This is a genomic window from Pseudomonas monachiensis (assembly GCF_047345015.1).
Classification (GTDB): Bacteria; Pseudomonadota; Gammaproteobacteria; order Pseudomonadales; family Pseudomonadaceae; genus Aquipseudomonas; species Aquipseudomonas monachiensis.
This window is the reverse complement of the sequence record NZ_CP178857.1, coordinates 3,902,697-3,919,640: the sequence shown is the minus strand read 5'-3', so window position 1 is coordinate 3,919,640 and position 16,944 is coordinate 3,902,697. Positions and strand designations below refer to the sequence as shown.

The 16,944-nt window shown below is 59.4% G+C and carries 15 protein-coding genes; 4 read left to right on the top strand and 11 right to left on the bottom strand.

The annotated features are described in order from the left end of the window. Positions 1-59 precede the first annotated feature (59 nt). The 6 genes from purB to ACMDB8_RS17660 form a co-directional block, all read right to left on the bottom strand. Complete coding sequence (gene purB / locus ACMDB8_RS17685; protein WP_007972090.1) at positions 60-1,430, bottom strand: adenylosuccinate lyase; 1,371 nt, start codon at positions 1,428-1,430, stop codon at positions 60-62. Positions 1,431-1,554: 124 nt separating this feature from the next. Continuing rightward, a complete protein-coding gene (hflD, locus tag ACMDB8_RS17680) occupies positions 1,555-2,178 on the bottom strand; it encodes a high frequency lysogenization protein HflD (RefSeq protein ID WP_008053455.1) in 624 nt (207 codons plus the stop codon). After that, positions 2,175-3,308 (bottom strand): tRNA 2-thiouridine(34) synthase MnmA, encoded by a 1,134-nt coding sequence (gene mnmA, locus ACMDB8_RS17675; RefSeq protein ID WP_056723828.1) that lies wholly within the window; start codon positions 3,306-3,308, stop codon positions 2,175-2,177. Before mnmA ends, hflD begins: the two co-directional genes overlap by 4 nt. Positions 3,309-3,367: 59 nt before the next feature. Beyond that, the gene (locus tag ACMDB8_RS17670) at positions 3,368-3,814 is read right to left on the bottom strand and encodes an NUDIX hydrolase (RefSeq protein WP_056723827.1); all 447 of its coding nucleotides are present in this window, start codon (positions 3,812-3,814) and stop codon (positions 3,368-3,370) included. Positions 3,815-3,983: 169 nt separating this feature from the next. Continuing rightward, complete coding sequence (locus tag ACMDB8_RS17665) at positions 3,984-6,209, bottom strand: NADP-dependent isocitrate dehydrogenase (RefSeq protein WP_223541441.1); 2,226 nt, start codon at positions 6,207-6,209, stop codon at positions 3,984-3,986. A 327-nt stretch (positions 6,210-6,536) separates the two neighbouring features. Beyond that, the gene (locus tag ACMDB8_RS17660; RefSeq protein ID WP_177336465.1) at positions 6,537-6,704 is read right to left on the bottom strand and encodes a hypothetical protein; all 168 of its coding nucleotides are present in this window, start codon (positions 6,702-6,704) and stop codon (positions 6,537-6,539) included. Between ACMDB8_RS17660 and icd the strand changes: the two genes are divergently transcribed. Then, entirely contained in the window at positions 6,703-7,959 is a 1,257-nt protein-coding gene (icd, locus tag ACMDB8_RS17655; RefSeq protein WP_007972065.1) for an NADP-dependent isocitrate dehydrogenase, read from the top strand. The genes ACMDB8_RS17660 and icd overlap by 2 nt on opposite strands. 81 nt (positions 7,960-8,040) lie before the next feature. On the opposite strand, the gene cspD is transcribed toward icd, so the two are convergent. Then, positions 8,041-8,295 carry a cold shock domain-containing protein CspD gene (cspD, locus tag ACMDB8_RS17650; protein WP_056723821.1) on the bottom strand — a complete coding sequence of 85 codons (255 nt, stop codon included), beginning with the start codon at positions 8,293-8,295 and terminating at the stop codon, positions 8,041-8,043. A 224-nt stretch (positions 8,296-8,519) separates the two neighbouring features. Here cspD and clpS point away from each other — a divergent pair, with 224 nt between their 5' ends. Then, positions 8,520-8,903, top strand: coding sequence for an ATP-dependent Clp protease adapter ClpS (gene clpS / locus ACMDB8_RS17645; RefSeq protein WP_056723819.1), 384 nt, complete (start codon positions 8,520-8,522; stop codon positions 8,901-8,903). A 30-nt stretch (positions 8,904-8,933) separates the two neighbouring features. After that, positions 8,934-11,204: an ATP-dependent Clp protease ATP-binding subunit ClpA gene (gene clpA / locus ACMDB8_RS17640; protein ID WP_056723817.1), complete on the top strand. Its 2,271-nt coding sequence runs from the start codon at positions 8,934-8,936 to the stop codon at positions 11,202-11,204. Positions 11,205-11,408: 204 nt separating this feature from the next. Here the strand turns inward: clpA and infA are convergent, their stop codons facing one another. From infA to trxB, 4 genes are all read right to left on the bottom strand, one after another. Continuing rightward, positions 11,409-11,627 carry a translation initiation factor IF-1 gene (gene infA, locus ACMDB8_RS17635; protein ID WP_002553999.1) on the bottom strand — a complete coding sequence of 73 codons (219 nt, stop codon included), beginning with the start codon at positions 11,625-11,627 and terminating at the stop codon, positions 11,409-11,411. Between the two features lie 111 nt (positions 11,628-11,738). Beyond that, positions 11,739-12,446, bottom strand: a complete 708-nt coding sequence (locus ACMDB8_RS17630) for an arginyltransferase (protein ID WP_056723815.1) — start codon at positions 12,444-12,446, stop codon at positions 11,739-11,741. A 57-nt stretch (positions 12,447-12,503) separates the two neighbouring features. Beyond that, on the bottom strand, positions 12,504-13,184 hold the full coding sequence (aat, locus tag ACMDB8_RS17625; protein WP_056723866.1) for a leucyl/phenylalanyl-tRNA--protein transferase: 681 nt from the start codon (positions 13,182-13,184) through the stop codon (positions 12,504-12,506). Positions 13,185-13,246: 62 nt separating this feature from the next. Continuing rightward, complete coding sequence (trxB, locus tag ACMDB8_RS17620) at positions 13,247-14,206, bottom strand: thioredoxin-disulfide reductase (RefSeq protein ID WP_056723812.1); 960 nt, start codon at positions 14,204-14,206, stop codon at positions 13,247-13,249. A gap of 306 nt (positions 14,207-14,512) precedes the next feature. Between trxB and ACMDB8_RS17615 the strand changes: the two genes are divergently transcribed. After that, entirely contained in the window at positions 14,513-16,924 is a 2,412-nt protein-coding gene (locus tag ACMDB8_RS17615) for a DNA translocase FtsK (RefSeq protein WP_056723810.1), read from the top strand. Positions 16,925-16,944: the final 20 nt, after the last annotated feature.

Below are 16,944 nucleotides of genomic sequence, written 5' to 3'. Positions count from 1 at the left end.
CAGACGGGAATAAAAACGCCCGGCGCGGCCGGGCGTCTTATAAAGGGTCTAGCGGTCGATCAGATGCGCTTGGCTTGTTCTACAGCGTTGCCGATGTAGTTGGCCGGGGTGAGCAATTTCAACTCGGCCTTGGCGGCGGCTGGCATGTCCAGGCCGTCGATGAAAGTCTGCAGCGCTTCTGGGCTGATGCCCTTGCCGCGGGTCAGTTCTTTCAGCTTTTCGTACGGGTTTTCGATGTTGTAGCGACGCATCACGGTCTGGATCGGCTCGGCCAATACTTCCCAGCAGGCGTCCAGGTCAGCGGCAATCTTCTGCTCGTTGAGCTCAAGCTTGCTGATGCCCTTGAGGCTGGCTTCGTACGCGATCACGCTGTGGGCGAAGCCGACACCGAGGTTGCGCAGTACGGTGGAGTCGGTCAGGTCGCGCTGCCAGCGGGAGATCGGCAGCTTGCTCGCCAGGTGCTGGAACAGCGCGTTGGCGATACCCAGATTGCCTTCGGAGTTTTCGAAGTCGATCGGGTTGACCTTGTGTGGCATGGTCGACGAACCGATTTCGCCAGCGATGGTGCGCTGTTTGAAATAACCCAGGGAGATGTAGCCCCAGATGTCGCGGTCGAAGTCGATCAGGATGGTGTTGAAACGGGCGATCGCGTCGAACAGCTCGGCAATGTAGTCGTGCGGTTCGATCTGCGTGGTGTACGGGTTGAAGCCCAGGCCCAATTCGTCTTCGATGAAGGCGCGGGCGTTGGCTTCCCAGTCGATCTCAGGGTAGGCCGACAGGTGGGCGTTGTAGTTGCCGACGGCGCCGTTGATCTTGCCCAGCAGCGGAACGGCAGCGACTTGAGCGATCTGGCGCTCCAGGCGGTAAACCACGTTCGCCAGTTCTTTGCCCAGGGTGGTCGGCGAGGCCGGCTGACCGTGGGTGCGCGACAGCATCGGCACGTCGGCGAAGCGGATCGCCAGTTCGCGGATGGCGTTGGCGGTCTGGCGCATCAGCGGCAGCATCACGTCATCGCGGCCTTCGCGCAGCATCAGGGCGTGGGACAGGTTGTTGATGTCCTCGCTGGTGCAGGCAAAGTGGATGAACTCGCTGACCTTGGCCAGTTCCGGCAGCTTGGCCGCTTGCTCTTTGAGCAGGTATTCGATGGCCTTGACGTCGTGGTTGGTGGTGCGCTCGATCTCTTTGACGCGCTCGGCGTGCTCCAGAGAGAAGTTTTCCGCCAGGGTGTTGAGCACAGCGTTGGCTTCGGCGGAGAACGCCGGCACTTCACTGATGGCAGGGTGAGCGGCCAGGCGCTGGAGCCAGCGCACTTCAACCAGGACGCGGGCACGGATCAGGCCGTACTCGCTGAAAATTGGGCGCAGGGCCTGGGTTTTGCCGGCGTAGCGGCCGTCAACAGGGGAAACCGCAGTGAGCGAAGAAAGCTGCATGGGGTGTTCTCGGACAGTCGGGCAACGAAATGGGGCGCGTATCATACATGAAAAAATCCGCCGGTCCGTCGCCAACTGACCGGCGTATTACGCGTATTGCTGAGTTCGTATCTGTCGATGCGGGTTATTCGTTACGCATCAAGGGGTAAAGCTCTTTGAGCAATTTGCGGCGACTGATCACCAGCTGCCAGCGATGACCGCCCAATTGCCGCCAAAGGCGCGCCGAACGAATGCCTGCCAGCAGCAGGGCACGAATTTTCGAGGCATTGCTCGGTTGTTGCAGGTTGCGCATGTCGCCGTGCACCTGGATGCGTTGGCGCAGGGTGCTCAGGGTGTCCTGATACAGCGCGCCGCAGGCGGCGACCACGTTTTCGTGGGCCGGGCCGAAGTGTTCGACCTGGGACTGGATCTGCGGCAGGCGCTTGCCGATCACGTCGAGCATGTCGTTGCGCTTGGCCAGCTGGCGCTCAAGGCCGAGCATGGCCAGGGCATAACGCAATGGCTCGCGCTGCAGGGCACTTGGGTCGCGTTCGAGGGCGCCGATCAGTGCGCGGTAACCTTCACGCAGGTTGATGTCGTCGCCGCCGTAGACTTCCAGGGTGTCCTTGGGGTCGCGGATCAGCAGGCTGCCGAGCATGCAGGTCAGGCCGGCTTCGTTGGTCTGGCCGGTCTTGGCGATCCTGTCCACCAGCACCGCGGCGAGAAACACGCCGCCCAGTGCCGTCAGTTGCTCCTGAATCGGGTTCATAGGGCCTGGCCCTTGCTCGTCCACGGCTCGGCTACTTCAATCACGCCGCCGCCGAGGCAGATTTCACCGTCGTAGAACACCACGGACTGGCCTGGGGTGACCGCGCGCTGCGGATCATCGAAGGTCGCGCGATAACCGGTGGCGGTTTTTTCCAGGGTGCACGGCTGGTCGCTCTGGCGATAACGAACCTTGGCGGTCAGCTTGCGTGGCTGGCTCAGGTCGACCGGGTTGACCCAGTAGATATCGGAAGCGAGCAGGGCGCGGGAGAACAGCCACGGGTGATCATTGCCTTGGCCAACGATCAGCTCGTTGTGTTCCAGGTCCTTGATCAGCACGTACCACGGCTCATCGCTGGCGTCTTTCAGGCCGCCAATACCCAGGCCCTGACGCTGACCGATGGTGTGGTACATCAGGCCGTGGTGGCGGCCGATGATTTCACCTTCGGTGGTTTTGATCTCGCCCGGTTGCGCCGGCAGGTACTGCTTGAGGAAGTCGCTGAAGCGGCGTTCGCCGATAAAGCAGATCCCGGTGGAGTCCTTTTTCTTCGCGGTCGCCAGCTCGTATTTCTCGGCAATGGCGCGCACTTGCGGTTTTTCCAGTTCGCCGACCGGGAACAGGGTCTTGGCGATCTGTTCACCGCCGACGGCGTGCAGGAAGTAGCTCTGGTCCTTGTTCGGGTCCAGGCCCTTGAGCAGTTCGGTGCGGCCATCGATGTCGCGGCGACGCACGTAGTGGCCGGTGGCGATCAGGTCGGCGCCAAGCACCATGGCGTAGTCGAGGAACGCCTTGAACTTGATTTCGCGGTTGCACAGGATGTCCGGGTTCGGCGTGCGTCCGGCCTTGTATTCGGCCAGGAAATGCTCGAACACGTTGTCCCAGTACTCGGCGGCGAAGTTGGCGGTGTGCAGCTTGATGCCAATCTTGTCGCATACGGCCTGGGCGTCCGCCAGGTCATCCATGGCGGTGCAATATTCCGTTCCATCGTCTTCTTCCCAGTTCTTCATGAACAGGCCTTCCACCTCATAGCCTTGCTCGATCAGCAGGAGGGCGGAAACGGAAGAGTCCACGCCGCCGGACATGCCGACAATGACGCGCTTCTTTTGTGTGTCAGAAGGGGCTGGATCACGCATAGGGATTCAATGAGTGTCTTGAAAAAGGACGCGATTCTATCAGGCTCGGGCCTGCATGGCTAAAGAGAAGGTCGGATCAATTCGAGGTCGAAGTGTTGGCCTGCCAGATAGTCGTCGATGCAACGGATGATCAGCTCGCTGCGCCAGTTGTCGCGTTGCTCGATTAATTCCTCGCGGGTCAACCACTTGGCGCCGACGATGCCGTCGTCCAGTTGATAATCCGGGTGGTGTTTCAGTGGTTTGGCGATAAAGCAGACCCGCTGGTAGGTCACGCCGTTGCTCGGGGCGGTATACAGATAAATCCCCAGCACGCCGGTGGGCTCGACGTCCCAGCCGGTTTCCTCGAGGGTTTCGCGCACGGCGGCTTCAATCAGGGTCTCGTTCGGGTCCAGATGACCTGCAGGCTGGTTGAGCACGTTGCGACCGGCCTTGTGTTCTTCGACCATCAGGAAGCGGCCGTTGTCCTCGACGATGGTGGCGACGGTGATGTGGGGTTTCCAGTCCATCAGTTTTCCTCGGTAAGGTCTTCGGTGTATTCGGAATTGCCAAGATCGCAGCCTTCGGCAGCTCCTACAAGGATCGGTGTAGGAGCTGCCGAAGGCTGCGATCTTTTGATCTTCGCCAGAAACACAAACCCCGGCACAGGGCCGGGGTTTGTGGTGTTCCCTTACAACCTTAAACCAGCGCAGCAACTGCCGCGTTGAAGGTAGCGCTTGGGCGCATGGCCTTGCTGATCAGCTCGGCGTCGGCGTGGTAGTAGCCGCCGATGTCCACTGGCTTGCCCTGGACGGCGTTGAGTTCGGCAACGATGGTCGCCTCGTTCTCGGTCAGGGTCTTGGCCAGGGTCGCGAACTGCGCTTGCAGTGCAGCGTCTTCGGTCTGGGCAGCCAGGGCCTGGGCCCAGTACAGCGCCAGGTAGAAGTGGCTGCCGCGGTTGTCGATGTTGCCGACTTTGCGCGATGGCGACTTGTTGTTGTCCAGGAACTGGCCGGTGGCCTGGTCCAGGGTCTTGGCCAGGACCAGCGCCTTTGGATTGTTGTAGGTCACGCCCAGGTGTTCCAGGGACGCGGCCAGGGCCAGGAATTCACCCAGCGAATCCCAGCGCAGGAAGTTCTCTTCCAGCAGCTGCTGAACGTGCTTCGGAGCCGAACCGCCAGCGCCGGTTTCGAACAGGCCACCGCCGTTCATCAGCGGCACGATCGACAGCATCTTGGCGCTGGTGCCCAGTTCCATGATCGGGAACAGGTCGGTCAGGTAGTCGCGCAGTACGTTGCCGGTCACCGAGATGGTGTCCTTGCCGGCGCGGGTGCGCTGCAGGGTGTACTTCATTGCGTCGACCGGCGCCATGATCTGGATGTCCAGGCCGGCAGTGTCGTGATCCTTCAGGTAAGCCTGAACCTTCTCGATCACTACGCCGTCGTGGGCGCGCATCGGGTCCAGCCAGAAGATCGCCGGGGTCGCGCTTGCGCGAGCACGGTTGACGGCCAGTTTGACCCAGTCCTGGATCGGCGCGTCTTTGGTCTGGCACATGCGGAAGATGTCGCCGGCTTCAACAGCCTGTTCCATCAGCAGGTTGCCCTTGCCGTCGGTGACGCGAACAACGCCGTCAGCCTTGATCTGGAAAGTCTTGTCGTGGGAGCCGTACTCTTCGGCTTTCTTCGCCATCAGGCCAACGTTCGGCACACTGCCCATGGTGGTCGGATCGAACGCACCGTTGGCTTTGCAATCTTCGATCACGGCCTGGTAGATGGTGGCGTAGCAGCGATCCGGGATCACGGCCTTGGTGTCGTGCAACTGGCCGTCGGTGCCCCACATCTTGCCGGAGTCACGGATCATCGCAGGCATCGAGGCGTCGACGATCACGTCGCTCGGCACGTGCAGGTTGGTGATGCCTTTGTCGGAGTTGACCATCGCCAGGGAAGGGCGAACGGCGTAGACCGCCTGGATGTCAGCTTCGATGGCCGCTTGCTGTTCAGCAGGCAGGGCCTTGATGCGAGCGTACAGGTCGCCGATGCCGTTGTTCAGGTTGAAGCCGATCTGTGCCAACACGTCAGCGTGCTTGGCCAGTGCGTCTTTATAGAACTCGGCAACGATCTGGCCGAACATGATCGGGTCGGAGACCTTCATCATGGTGGCTTTCAGGTGAACCGACAGCAGCACGCCTTGTGCCTTGGCGTCTTCGATTTCGGCCGCGATGAAGCTGCGCAGGGCGTTTTTGCTCAGTACCGCGCAATCGAGGATCTCACCGGCTTGTACGCTGGTCTTTTCTTTCAGGACGGTAGCAGTGCCGTCTTGAGCGATCAGTTCGATTTTCACGGCGTCAGCGGCGTCGATCAGGGCGGCTTTTTCGCTGCCGTAGAAATCGCCGGTGCCCATGTGCGCGATGTGGGACTTGGAGTCCTTGGCCCACGCGCCCATTTTGTGCGGGTGCTTGCGTGCGTAGTTCTTGACCGACAACGGAGCGCGGCGGTCGGAGTTGCCTTCACGCAGGACCGGGTTCACGGCGCTGCCCTTGATCTTGTCGTAACGCGCCTTGGCTACTTTGTCGGCGTCGCTGGTGACGGTCTCGGGGTAGTCCGGAAGTGCATAGCCCTGGGCTTGCAGCTCTTTGATCGCGGCTTGCAGTTGTGGAACCGAAGCGCTGATGTTCGGTAGCTTGATGATGTTGGCTTCAGGCGTAACGGCCAGGGCGCCCAGTTCGGCGAGGTGGTCGGCTACGGCTTTGTCACCCAGTTGCTCGGGGAAGCTGGCCAGGATGCGCCCTGCAAGAGAGATATCGCGGGTTTCAACGGCGATATCAGCCGAGGCGGTGAACGCCTCTACGATAGGCAACAGTGAATAGGTGGCGAGGGCAGGAGCTTCGTCGGTGAAGGTATAGATGATCTTCGAGCGGGTGGGCATATTCGGATTAACTCTCTCTTCTTTGCTAAAGCGTGCGCAGAAACTCGAGGGCGCCGGGTAAGCGCGTTCGTTCAAAGTCATCCATGAGCCGAATATCGAGGTTTCGTTGCTGTGATGTTGGGTGCATCAGTAGGGCGTCAAGTAGCCGGACTGCGATAACAGGCCGGCTTGCCGGGCGGAAAGTCTCGTCGTAGAGCACTTCAGCCGTCGTGACCCTGTGGTCAGCGGGCGGCATTATACATAGGTAGCTGGCAATCTGCCGATGGTTCATATGCAACGAATGTCGTCCATTGGTCTAAAGGTCGCAGGGGCGAGCAGGGCGTAAGGTCACACGTCGTGCTTGGTTTTGGCGCTTTTCCCTTTGCTTTCAGGCTTGTAGCGCACGAGTTGCAAGGCTTTGCGCCAGATCGATGGAACATAGGGTTTGCGCGCCGATTCAACTGGGTTACGCTCGAACCAAGCCAGATGTTCAATCCAATCAATGGAGTTCAGCATGGGTTACAAGAAGATTCAGGTTCCAGCCGTCGGCGACAAAATCACCGTCAATGCAGACCATTCTCTCAATGTTCCTAATAACCCGATCATCCCCTTCATCGAAGGCGACGGCATTGGCGTCGACATCAGCCCGGTCATGATCAAGGTTGTCGATGCTGCCGTTAAGAAGGCTTACGGCGGCGAGCGCAAGATTTCCTGGATGGAGGTGTACGCCGGGGAGAAAGCGACTCAGGTTTACGATCAGGACACCTGGCTGCCTCAGGAAACCCTGGACGCGGTCAAGGATTACGTGGTTTCCATCAAGGGCCCGCTGACCACTCCGGTCGGTGGCGGCATCCGTTCCCTGAACGTGGCCCTGCGCCAGCAACTCGACCTGTACGTCTGCCTGCGCCCGGTGCGCTGGTTCGAAGGCGTGCCTAGCCCGGTGAAAAAGCCTGGCGATGTCGACATGACCATTTTCCGCGAGAACTCCGAAGACATCTACGCGGGCATCGAGTGGAAGGCCGGTACGCCGGAAGCCACCAAGGTCATCAAGTTCCTGAAAGAAGAAATGGGCGTTACCAAGATCCGTTTCGACGAGAACTGCGGTATCGGCGTCAAGCCGGTGTCCCTGCAAGGCACCAAGCGTCTGGCACGCAAGGCCCTGCAATATGTGGTCGATAATGATCGCGATTCGCTGACCATCGTGCACAAAGGCAACATCATGAAGTTCACCGAAGGTGCCTTCAAGGAATGGGCCTACGAAGTGGCGGCTGAAGAGTTCGGCGCGACCCTGCTCGACGGCGGTCCGTGGATGCAGTTCAAGAACCCGAAAACCGGCAAGAACGTCATCGTCAAGGATGCCATCGCCGACGCCATGCTCCAGCAGATCCTGTTGCGCCCGGCCGAGTACGATGTGATCGCGACCCTGAACCTGAACGGCGACTACCTCTCCGACGCCCTGGCGGCGGAAGTGGGCGGTATCGGTATCGCGCCGGGTGCCAACCTGTCCGACACCGTGGCCATGTTCGAAGCCACCCACGGTACTGCGCCGAAGTACGCAGGCAAGGACCAGGTCAACCCGGGTTCGCTGATCCTGTCCGCTGAAATGATGCTGCGCCACATGGGCTGGACCGAAGCGGCCGACCTGATCATCAAGGGCACCAACGGCGCGATTTCCGCCAAGACCGTGACCTATGACTTCGAGCGCCTGATGGAAGGTGCCAAGTTGGTGTCGTCTTCCGGCTTCGGCGATGCGCTGATCTCGCACATGTAAGAAAACGCTGGCACACAAAAAACCGCCTGATTCGAGAGATTGAACCAGGCGGTTTTTTTATGTCGCAATGACGGTGTGGACTTACACTGTAACGGTCTGTTGCGGGGTGGATTCCGTCGCTTTTGAAGCGTCCACCGGGTTCCCGATGTTGACCGCGTGCAGGCCCTTGGGGCCCTGGATGATATCGAATACGACAGCTTGCCCGGCTTTCAGGGTTTTATAACCATCCATTTTAATGGCTGAGTAGTGGGCAAACAGATCTTCTGTCTTGCCTTCCTCGTTGATGAATCCGTAACCCTTGGCATTGTTGAACCACTTCACCTTGCCGACAGCCATACCCAACTCCCTCTGCAACAGACTCCATCACTGGAGTATCATCCAGTACATCCGCAGTCGAATCTGTAAATAAGATTGACTCCGCGGACCTTTTTTACCCACTGTGGGCTCTATTGGTTGTAACACCCTTTTGCCGATAGTCAAGCTGACCCGGCAGTCGGAGTTGAAATCGCTGATAGCCGCCCCCACCACTGTATTTGAACAACTGACGAACCTTTCTTTCCATGCATGCAATCAGCCAGATTCGACTAACATTCAATCAGGATCGCCCGGTTCTTCAAAAAGATCAGCCGGGGGCACACGACGACGATTCCGCAGGCATTGCTGTTCAGGAGGCAAAGCCTGCACTACAGGCACCGCCGATGTACAAGGTGGTTTTGTTCAATGATGACTACACACCGATGGATTTCGTCGTCGAAGTGCTCGAGGTGTTTTTTAACCTGAATCGCGAGCTGGCGACCAAGGTCATGCTGGCCGTCCATACAGAAGGACGGGCAGTATGTGGAGTGTTTACCCGCGACATCGCCGAGACCAAGGCCATGCAGGTCAACCAGTACGCCAGGGAAAGCCAGCATCCGCTACTCTGTGAAATCGAGAAGGACGGTTAATCGCCGACCACTTGGGTATGAGGTGAAGCTATGTTAAACCGCGAGCTCGAAGTCACCCTCAATCTTGCCTTCAAGGAAGCTCGTTCGAAGCGTCATGAGTTCATGACTGTCGAACACCTCTTGCTGGCCCTATTGGACAATGAGGCTGCCGCCACCGTTCTGCGTGCGTGCGGCGCAAACCTCGACAAACTCAAGCATGACCTGCAGGAGTTCATCGACTCCACCACGCCATTGATTCCCGTGCATGACGAGGATCGCGAAACCCAGCCAACCCTGGGCTTCCAGCGTGTACTGCAACGTGCTGTGTTTCACGTACAGAGCTCGGGCAAACGCGAAGTGACTGGTGCCAATGTGCTGGTCGCGATCTTCAGTGAGCAAGAGAGTCAGGCGGTGTTCCTGCTGAAACAGCAGAGCGTTGCCCGTATAGATGTCGTCAACTACATCGCCCATGGCATTTCCAAGGTGCCGGGGCATGGCGATCACTCTGAAGGTGAGCAAGATATGCAGGACGACGAGGGCGGTGAGTCTTCTTCCTCGGGCAATCCCCTGGATGCTTATGCCAGTAACCTCAACGAACTCGCGCGCCAGGGTCGCATCGATCCGTTGGTAGGTCGTGAGCTGGAAGTCGAGCGTGTCGCGCAGATCCTGGCGCGTCGCCGCAAGAACAATCCGCTGCTGGTGGGCGAGGCGGGCGTGGGTAAAACCGCGATTGCCGAAGGCCTGGCCAAGCGCATTGTCGACAACCAGGTGCCGGACCTGCTGGCCAACAGTGTGGTTTACTCCCTCGACCTGGGTGCCTTGCTGGCCGGTACCAAGTACCGTGGCGATTTCGAGAAGCGCTTCAAGGCGTTGCTCAATGAACTGAAAAAACGTCCGCAGGCGATCCTGTTCATCGACGAGATCCACACCATCATTGGTGCGGGTGCTGCGTCCGGTGGCGTCATGGATGCCTCGAACCTGCTCAAGCCGCTGCTGTCGTCCGGTGATATCCGTTGCATCGGTTCGACCACCTTCCAGGAATTCCGCGGCATCTTCGAGAAGGACCGTGCCTTGGCCCGGCGCTTCCAGAAGGTCGATGTGTCGGAGCCTTCGGTGGAAGACACCATTGGCATTCTGCGTGGCCTGAAAGGGCGTTTCGAAAGCCATCACAATATCGAATACAGTGATGAAGCCCTGCGCGCGGCTGCCGAACTGGCTTCGCGCTACATCAATGACCGTCACATGCCGGACAAGGCCATCGACGTCATCGACGAGGCGGGTGCCTACCAGCGCCTGCAACCGGTCGAGAAGCGTGTGAAGCGCATCGAAGTGCCGCAAGTCGAGGATATCGTCGCGAAAATCGCGCGGATTCCGCCAAAACACGTCACCAGCTCCGACAAGGAACTGCTGCGTAACCTCGAGCGTGACCTGAAGTTGACCGTGTTCGGTCAGGACGCCGCGATCGACTCGCTGGCTACCGCGATCAAGCTGTCCCGTGCCGGCCTCAAGTCCCCTGACAAGCCTGTCGGTTCGTTCCTGTTCGCAGGGCCTACCGGTGTCGGTAAAACCGAAGCGGCGCGTCAGTTGGCCAAGGCCCTGGGTGTCGAGCTGATTCGTTTCGACATGTCCGAGTACATGGAGCGCCACACCGTATCGCGTCTGATCGGTGCGCCTCCAGGCTATGTCGGGTTCGATCAGGGCGGTCTGCTGACCGAAGCCATCACCAAGCAGCCACACTGCGTGCTGTTGCTCGATGAGATCGAGAAGGCGCATCCGGAAGTCTTCAACCTGCTGCTGCAGGTCATGGACCACGGTACGCTGACCGATAACAACGGGCGCAAGGCGGATTTCCGCAACGTGATCGTCATCATGACGACCAACGCCGGTGCCGAGACCGCAGCCCGCGCTTCGATCGGTTTCACCTATCAGGATCACTCGTCCGATGCGATGGAAGTGATCAAGAAGAGCTTCACGCCGGAATTCCGCAACCGTCTGGACACCATCATCCAGTTTGGTCGCCTCAGTCATGAGGTCATCAAGAGCGTGGTGGACAAGTTCCTTACCGAGCTTCAGGCGCAACTGGAAGACAAGCGTGTGTTGCTGGAGGTCACCGATGCAGCCCGCAACTGGCTGGCCGAAGGTGGCTATGACGCGGCGATGGGGGCTCGCCCAATGGCTCGCCTGATCCAGGACAAGATCAAGCGTCCGCTGGCGGAGGAGATTCTCTTTGGCGAACTGGCCGAGCATGGCGGTGTGGTACACATCGACATCAAGGATGGTGAGCTGACCTTCGAGTTCGAGACCACGGCCGAGATGGCCTGACGTTAAACCGCAATAAAGCAAAAAGGCGCCAATTGGCGCCTTTTTGCTGTCTGTAGGAGCTGCCGAAGGCTGCGATCTTTTGATTTTGTTTTTAAGATCAAAAGATCGCAGCCTTCGGCAGCTCCTACAAGGGCAGCGTGCGGCAGCTAAATCGCAGGCAAACAAAAACGCCCGGCATGAGCCGGGCGTCTTGTATTGACTTGATTAACGGGCGCGGTAAGTGATGCGCCCTTTGCTCAAGTCATAGGGAGTCAGCTCTACGCGCACTTTGTCGCCGGTAAGAATACGGATGTAGTTCTTGCGCATCTTGCCGGAGATGTGCGCGGTTACGACGTGCCCATTTTCCAACTCCACACGAAACATGGTGTTGGGCAGGGTGTCGACGACAGTGCCTTCCATTTCGAAGCTGTCTTCTTTCGACATGCAGTAAAGCCCTCGGTGTCCAATGAATGGCCCGGTGCAACTGCGCCAGGCAAAAGCGGCGTGCATTGTGCCCGAAAAGTGGGGTTTAAGCCAAGGGGTTTAGGGCCGGCTCTAGTTTAGAACCACCCAGCGCTGATTAATCAGCAACTCAATAGGGCGATATTGAGTCTTGTAGTTCATTTTTTTGCAGTTTTTGATCCAGTAGCCGAGGTAGACCGCATCCAGCCCCAGCCGCCTGGCCTCGGCGATTTGCCAGAGGATTGCATAGCGCCCAAGGCTGCGGCGCTCTTCGGCCGGTTCGTAGAAGGTGTAGACCGCCGAAAGACCGTTCGGCAGTAAATCGGTGACGGCGACGGCCAGAAGCTGGCCGTTCAGGCGGAACTCGTAAAATCGGGAAAACGGCAGGTCCCGCACCAGGAATGTCGAGAACTGGTCGCGACTCGGCGGATACATGTCGCCATCGGCGTGACGCTGTTCGATATAGCGCTGGTAAAGGTCGAAGTACTCTTCATTGAAGCCGGGCCTGGCCGGGCGCACCTGCAAATCCACGTTGCGCTTGAAGATGCGTTTCTGTTGCCGGTTGGGCGTGAACTGCCCCACGGGAATGCGCGCCGGAACGCAGGCATTGCAATTCTGGCAATGCGGCCGATAGAGATGATCGCCACTGCGACGAAACCCCATTTCCGACAGGTCTGCATAGACATGCACATCCATGGGCTGACTAGGGTCGAGAAACAGGGTTGTGGCCTGCTCCTCGGGCAGATAACTGCAAGAGTGCGGCTGAGTGGCATAGAACTTCAAACGCGCCAACTCGGTCATGATCAACCCTCGGGATAATGCTTTTGAATAAGTGTAAGCCACACGGGAGAAAGTCGCTCAGCAAACCCAGGTGGCGGTGTTGGCTTGGTCCAGGTGCCTGGCCAGATAGCTGGCAAATTCACGGCGAGGAATGGCGCGTGCGCCCAGGCTGTGCAGGTGGTCGGTGGGCATCTGGCAATCGATCAGTACAAAACCCGAGTCTTTCAGATGCCGCACCAGTGTGGCAAAGCCGAATTTCGAGGCGTTGTCGGCGAGGCTGAACATGGATTCGCCGAAAAACAGCTGGCCCATTGCCAGGCCGTAGAGCCCGCCCACGAGTTCGTCCCCGTCCCACACTTCCACCGAGTGCGCGTGTCCACGCCTGTGCAGCTCGATGTAGGCGTCCTGCATGGCCTCGGTAATCCACGTGCCGTCAGCGTACTCCCGGGGGGCTGCACAGGCGCGGATGACGGCAGCGAAGTCCTGGTCAAAGGTCACTTGATAGCGTTGCTGGCGCAGCAGTTTGTTCAGACTGCGCGAGATGTGCAATTCGTCGGGAAACAGCACGGTACGCGGGTCCGGCGACCACCAGAGGATCGGCTGGCCTTCGGAAAACCATGGGAAGCAGCCGTGGCGATAAGCCGAGATCAGCCGATCGGCAGACAGATCACCACCGGCAGCCAGAAGCCCGTTGGGGTCGCGCATGGCCTTTTCCAGCGGTGGGAAATGCAAGGTGTTGCGTTGTAACCAAGTCAGCATGGCATCCAGGCTTGCAGAAGGGGAGGGCAGTGGCGGGTGTTGGCCCGCCATAAAGTTTGCCTTTAAACGGTTGGAATGTCGTCGAGGTATTTTTCAGCGTCCAGCGCCGCCATGCAACCGGCCCCGGCAGATGTAACGGCCTGGCGATAAACGTGGTCGGCCACGTCGCCGGCGGCAAACACCCCTGCAATCGCCGTAGCGGTGGCATCGCCTTCGCTGCCACCCTTGACCTGCAGATATCCGTCGCGCATTTCCAGCTGGCCCGCGAACAGGTCGGTGTTGGGTTTGTGGCCGATGGCGATAAACACCCCGGCCAATGTCAGCTCCTTGGTTTCACCGGTGTGGCTGTCCCGCAGGCGGGCGCCGGTCACGCCGCTGGCATTGCCGAGCACTTCGTCCAGGTTCTGGTTCCAGTGCAGGCGGACATTGCCATTGGCGGCTTTTTCGAAGAGTTTGTCCTGGAGGATCTTCTCCGAGCGCAGCTTGTCGCGCCGATGGATCAGGTGCACTTCCTTGGCGATGTTCGACAGGTACAAGGCTTCCTCGACCGCCGTATTGCCGCCGCCGACCACCGCAACCACCTGATTGCGATAGAAAAATCCATCACAGGTCGCGCACGCCGACACTCCTTTGCCGGCAAACGCTTCCTCCGACGGCAGACCCAGGTATTGCGCGCTGGCGCCGGTGGCAATGATCAGTGCGTCGCAGGTGTAGGTTCCGCCATCGCCAATCAGCTCGAACGGCCGTTGTTGCAACTTGGCGGTATGGATGTGGTCGTAAACGATCTCGGTGGCAAAGCGTTCGGCGTGTTTTTGCATGCGATCCATCAGCACCGGCCCGGTCAGGCCTTCAACGTCCCCTGGCCAGTTATCCACTTCGACGGTGGTGGTGAGCTGGCCACCCGCCTGGATGCCGGTAATGACAACGGGCTTGAGGTTGGCGCGGGCGGCATACACGGCCGCGCTGTAACCGGCGGGGCCGGAGCCCAGGATGATCAGGCGTGAATGCTTCGCTTCGCTCATAAAAACACCTCATAAGCCTTTGTCACAAAAGAGAATGCATGCTCAAATTGAACAGCATGTCATATGCTTTTGACTATGCTACACCCAAGGGTCTCAAGCATGGCGTCGTGCGTACAAACCCGTACAATGCCCTGCGTGTTACATATATTCAGTGCGCGCCATGTTTATAAAAACCGGGGCGCAGTGTTAAAAGTAGTCCCGGTAACGCGTGTTAACTTTTTTACCTGCCTGGATTGGGCAGTTTTTTCGCGGTTTTTATAGACATTCACCAGATGGACGCGCCCATGGCGCAGGAAAAGAAGCGTTTTGAAGAAATCCACCGCAGCACCTAAACCAGCCGTCGTACCGCTCTGGCGCCAGCACTTGCACTACCGACTCAAGGAAGGTGCGCTGATCGCCATCGGTGCCTTGTGCCTGTTCTTGATGATGGCCTTGTTGACCTACGGCAAGGACGATCCGGGCTGGAGTCATAACAGCAAGATCGACGATGTGCAGAACTTCGGCGGGCCAGCGGGCTCCTACAGCGCCGATATCCTGTTCATGGTGCTGGGTTACTTCGCCTACATCTTCCCGTTGCTGCTGGCCGTCAAGGCGTACCAGATCTTCCGCCAGCGTCACGAACCGTGGCAGTGGAGCGGTTGGCTGTTCTCCTGGCGCCTGATCGGCCTGGTGTTCCTGGTGCTGTCGGGGGCCGCGCTGGCCCATATCCATTTTCATGCCGCGACCGGTCTGCCGGCCGGTGCGGGTGGCGCGCTGGGGGAAAGCCTCGGCGAACTGGCCAGGAACGCCCTGAATATCCAGGGCAGCACGCTGTTGTTCATTGCCTTGTTCCTGTTCGGCCTGACTGTGTTTACCGATCTGTCGTGGTTCAAGGTGATGGACATCACCGGCAAAATCACCCTCGACCTGTTCGAGCTGTTCCAGGGCGCCGCCAATCGCTGGTGGGCTGCCCGTACCGAGCGCAAACAACTGGTTGCCCGGTTGCGTGAAGTCGATGATCGTATGGATGAAGTGGTCGCGCCGACCGTCACCGACAAGCGCGAGCAGGCCAAGGTCAAGGAACGCCTGATCGAACGTGAGCAAGCCCTGAGCAAGCACATGTCCGAGCGTGAGAAGCAGGTGCCGCCGGTGATTGCGCCCGCGCCGCCAAAGCCCGCCGCGCCGAGCAAGCGCGTCGAGAAAGAGAAGCAGGCGCCGCTGTTCGTCGACAGCGCCGTGGAAGGCACCTTGCCGCCGATCTCGATTCTCGACCCGGCGGAAAAGAAACAGCTCAATTACTCGCCTGAATCCCTGGCTGCGGTTGGCCACCTGCTGGAAATCAAGCTCAAGGAATTCGGCGTCGAAGTCACGGTGGATTCGATTCACCCGGGCCCGGTGATCACCCGTTACGAGATCCAGCCGGCGGCCGGGGTCAAGGTCAGCCGTATTTCAAACCTGGCCAAAGACCTTGCCCGCTCCCTGGCCGTGACCAGCGTGCGCGTGGTGGAAGTGATTCCGGGCAAGACCACGGTCGGTATCGAGATTCCCAACGAAGACCGGCAGATCGTGCGTTTCTCCGAGGTGTTGTCGACCCCCGAGTACGACAACTTCAAATCCCCGGTCACCCTGGCCCTGGGCCACGACATCGGCGGCAAGCCGGTGATCACTGACCTGGCGAAGATGCCGCACCTGCTGGTGGCCGGTACCACCGGTTCCGGTAAGTCGGTGGGTGTGAACGCGATGATCCTGTCGATCCTGTTCAAGTCCGGCCCGGAAGACGCCAAGCTGATCATGATCGACCCGAAAATGCTTGAGCTGTCGATCTACGAAGGCATTCCGCACCTGCTGTGCCCGGTGGTCACCGACATGAAGGACGCCGCCAACGCCCTGCGCTGGAGCGTTGCCGAGATGGAGCGACGCTACAAGCTGATGGCCAAGATGGGGGTGCGAAACCTGTCGGGCTTCAACGCCAAGGTCAAGGAAGCCCAGGACGCCGGCGAGCCGTTGAGCGATCCGCTGTACAAGCGCGAAAGCATCCACGACGAAGCGCCGCTGCTGAGCAAGCTGCCGACCATCGTGGTGGTGGTCGACGAATTTGCCGACATGATGATGATCGTCGGCAAGAAGGTTGAAGAACTGATTGCCCGTATCGCGCAAAAGGCGCGTGCGGCCGGTATCCACTTGATCCTGGCGACCCAGCGTCCGTCGGTGGATGTGATCACCGGTCTGATCAAGGCCAACATCCCGACCCGCATGGCGTTCCAGGTATCGAGCAAGATCGACTCGCGGACCATCATCGACCAGGGCGGCGCCGAACAACTGCTCGGCCACGGTGACATGCTCTACATGCCACCGGGCACCAGCCTGCCGATTCGTGTTCACGGTGCTTTCGTGTCCGACGATGAGGTTCACCGCGTGGTGGAAGCCTGGAAGCTGCGGGGCGCGCCGGAATACAACGACGACATCCTCAATGGCGTCGAAGAGGCGGGCAGCGGCTTTGAAGGCAGCAGTGGTGGCGGCGACGGTGACGATCCCGAGGCCGATGCGCTGTACGACGAAGCCGTGCAGTTCGTGCTGGAAAGCCGTCGCGCCTCCATTTCCGCGGTTCAGCGCAAACTGAAGATCGGCTACAACCGCGCCGCGCGCATGATCGAAGCCATGGAAATGGCCGGGGTCGTGACGTCCATGAACACCAACGGTTCGCGTGAAGTCCTGGCCCCGGGCCCGGTGCGCGACTGACCCGAGTATGAAAAGGGTGG